Source organism: Pseudomonas sp. MD195_PC81_125 (genome assembly GCF_014060985.1).
Taxonomy (GTDB): Bacteria; Pseudomonadota; Gammaproteobacteria; order Pseudomonadales; family Pseudomonadaceae; genus Aquipseudomonas; species Aquipseudomonas parakoreensis.
Genome location: NZ_JABULD010000638.1, coordinates 1 through 2,440, shown reverse-complemented (window position 1 = coordinate 2,440; position 2,440 = coordinate 1). Strand labels below are relative to the sequence as shown.

Here is a 2,440-nt window from a genome sequence, read left to right as displayed (position 1 = left end):
TAAAAAGACAAAGATCAAAAAGAATCGCAGCCTGCGGCAGCTCCTACAGGTGAATGTGTTTTCCGGATTGATGACAAACTGATTGCAAAACGTTACTGCGAACTCCTATCATTTGCACCTGGAGTCGTATTTGCGCAAGGAGTTCCCCGCGCAGTTCTAATTTTCTCACCGGCCGTACGCCTCCAGGTATCGACATGCCCGCTTCAACTCGACTCGCTGTCCCGTTCCGCCCGACGCTTCTCGCCCTGCTGTGCTCCCTGACCGTCACCGCCCACGCTGCCGATGAAAACGGCAAGGCGCTGGTGCTCGACTATGTCAACGTCAACGCCCAGGCGCCGACGCCCAACGCCCTGCCCCCGGTCTACTCCGGCGGTCAGGTCGCCCGTGGTGGTCAACTCGGCGTGCTCGGCAATCAGGACATGATGGACGTGCCGTTCAGCGCCGCGTCGTACACCGAACAGCTGATTCAGGACCAACAGGCGGAAAACGTCGCCGACGTCCTGCTTAACGATGCCTCCGTGCGTCAAGCTTCGGGCTTCTCCAACCAGGCGCAGGTGTTCATGATTCGCGGCCTGCCGCTGAACGGTGACGACATTTCCTATAACGGTCTCTACGGCGTGCTGCCCCGGCAGATCATTTCCAGCGACGCCCTGGAGCGCGTGGAAGTGTTCAAAGGCCCGAACGCCTTCATCAATGGCGTGACCCCGACCGGCTCCGGCATCGGCGGTGGCGTCAACCTGCAGCCCAAGCGTGCCGGCGACGAGCCGCTGCGCCGCTACACCACCGACATCAACAGTGAAGGCCGGATCGGTCAGCACCTCGATATCGGCCAGCGTTTCGGCGAAGACAACCGCTTTGGCGCGCGGGTCAACCTGTCCCAGCGCGAAGGCGACACCGGCATCGATCACGAAAACCAGCGCTCGAAACTGTTCGCCATCGGCCTCGATTATCGCGGTGACGCGCTGCGTATTTCCGGTGACTTCGCCTACCAGAAAGAACGCGTCAACGGTGGCCGCAACTCGGTCAACCTCGGCACCGCCACGCACATTCCGGACGCGCCGTCGGCCGACACCAACTACGCGCCAAAGTGGGGCTACACCGACATCGAAGACACTTTCGGCATGCTCCGCGCCGAATACGACCTGAACGACAACTGGACCGCGTACGTTGCCGGCGGCGCCAAGCACACCCGCGAAGTCGGCCGCTACAACTCAACCACGCTGGTGGGCAACAACGGCGCCTCGTACACCACCGGCTCGTTCATCCCCCACGACGAGGACAACACCAGCCTGATGGCCGGCCTCAACGGCAAATTCAACACCGGCGCGGTCAGCCACAAGCTCAATTTCGGTTTGAGCGGCCTGTGGGCCGAACAGCGCAGCGCCTATGATTTCGACCTGACCCAGTACGCCAACAATATCTACCACCCGGTGGAAACGCCGTCGCCGGTCGGTAATTTTTCCGGCGGCGACCTCAGCGATCCGGGCATCGTCGGCAAGACCTTCAACCGCAGCCTCGCGCTCTCCGACACCCTCGGTTTCTTCGATGACCGCCTGCTGATCACCGCCGGCCTGCGTCGTCAGCAACTGGTGGTGCAAGGCTACAACTACGCCAGTTACGGCAGCAGCAGCCGCAAGTCGAGCTACGACGAATCGATCACCACGCCGGTCTACGGCATTGTCTTCAAACCGTGGGAGCACGTGTCGTTCTACGCCAACCACATCGAAGGTCTGGCGCAAGGCCCGACTTCGCCGACCAGCACCGGCGGTTTGCGCGTGACCAACGGCAACGAAGTCTACGCACCGGCGCGCTCCAAGCAGACCGAGGCCGGGGTCAAGGTCGACATGGGCACTTACGGCGCGAGCCTTGGCGTGTATCGCATCGAACAGCCGAGCGACGGTTACTGCGAAATCAACAGCGCCACCACCTGCACCTACGTGCGTGAAGGCGAGCAGATCAACAAAGGCGTAGAGATGAACGTCTTCGGCGAGCCGATCAACGGCCTGCGCCTGATCAGCGGCCTGACCCTGATGGACACCGAACTGCGCAACACCCAGAACGGTGCCAACGACGGCAACCGCGCCATCGGCGTGCCGAGCTTCCAGTTCAACGCCGGCGCCGACTGGGATGTACCGGGCCTGCAAGGCGTGGCGCTGAATGCGCGGATGCTGCGCACCGGCGGCCAATATGCCGATGCGGCCAACAACCTCAGCCTGCCAACCTGGAACCGCTTCGATGCCGGTGCGCGTTACGCCTTCAAGGTCGCGCAGAAAGACGTGACCCTGCGTCTGGGCGTCGAAAACCTGGCCAACAAGAAGTACTGGGAATCGGCGCAGGGCGGCTATCTGACCCAGGGTGAGCCACGGGTGGCGAAGTTGTCGGGCACCATCGACTTCTAAGCGTCATCCCGTCGTAACAAAGGCCCCGCAGCTTTACCGTT

1 protein-coding gene is annotated in these 2,440 nt (G+C 62.0%); it reads left to right on the top strand.

Annotated features, from left to right (window positions below; all coding sequences use genetic code 11):
- Positions 1 to 194 precede the first annotated feature (194 nt).
- Entirely contained in the window at positions 195 to 2,399 is a 2,205-nt protein-coding gene (locus tag HT737_RS25345; protein ID WP_182404228.1) for a TonB-dependent siderophore receptor, read from the top strand.
- Positions 2,400 to 2,440: the final 41 nt, after the last annotated feature.